This window comes from Cohnella soli, from assembly GCF_042655525.1.
GTDB classification, from domain to species: Bacteria; Bacillota; Bacilli; order Paenibacillales; family Paenibacillaceae; genus Cohnella; species Cohnella soli.
This window is the reverse complement of record NZ_JBHSMI010000051.1, coordinates 1-600: the sequence shown is the minus strand read 5'-3', so window position 1 is coordinate 600 and position 600 is coordinate 1. Positions and strand designations below refer to the sequence as shown.

At 34.3% G+C, this 600-nt stretch carries 1 protein-coding gene; it reads right to left on the bottom strand.

Annotated elements, in window-relative coordinates:
- Positions 1–549, bottom strand: a 549-nt coding sequence (locus ACFPOF_RS24030; RefSeq protein ID WP_378137456.1) for a class I SAM-dependent methyltransferase, incomplete at its 3' end; no start/stop codon positions are given.
- Positions 550–600: the final 51 nt, after the last annotated feature.

The following is a 600-nucleotide window of genomic DNA, read 5'->3' as shown; positions in this document are numbered from 1 at the left end:
CTTTAAATTTAATTCAATTAAGCCTTCTGAAATCTTCCCTGTTTCAATATCTATTTCCTCTATTTCTGTACTCATAAGGATTGTGTTGATTCCTTGTTCTTTAGTTCCATCAATCATTCGTTTTACAACTTTCCGAAATGCTTCAACAGAAGATACATGTTCTAGGCAGGAGCATGAAACGATGTAATCAAATTCATTAGGTAATATAGAAAATGATTCTGCATCAGCAACTTCCGGTAGGATCTGATTATCGACATCATATTTCTTTGAATTCTTAACTAAAAGGTCAATAGCGGTCGGAATTAGATCAATACAAGTAATCGTTCCATTATGGTTCTTTAAAATCTTTGCAATTGGAATACTATTTCTTCCCACTCCACAGCCTAAATCAAGTACTCGTATTCTATTGAGATTAAGCAATTCCAGCATTTCCAATACGACCTTAACCGGTTTTGCTAACCAAGTTCCAGGTTCAAAAAGACCATTCGCTGTGTAAAATGATTCATGATATTTAATCTCTTCAGATCTTGCTTGAATAAAATTATTCATTGGTCACCTGGCTTAAAGTTTTTTACGCACTTGGGTGGTTTCAGCTAACGT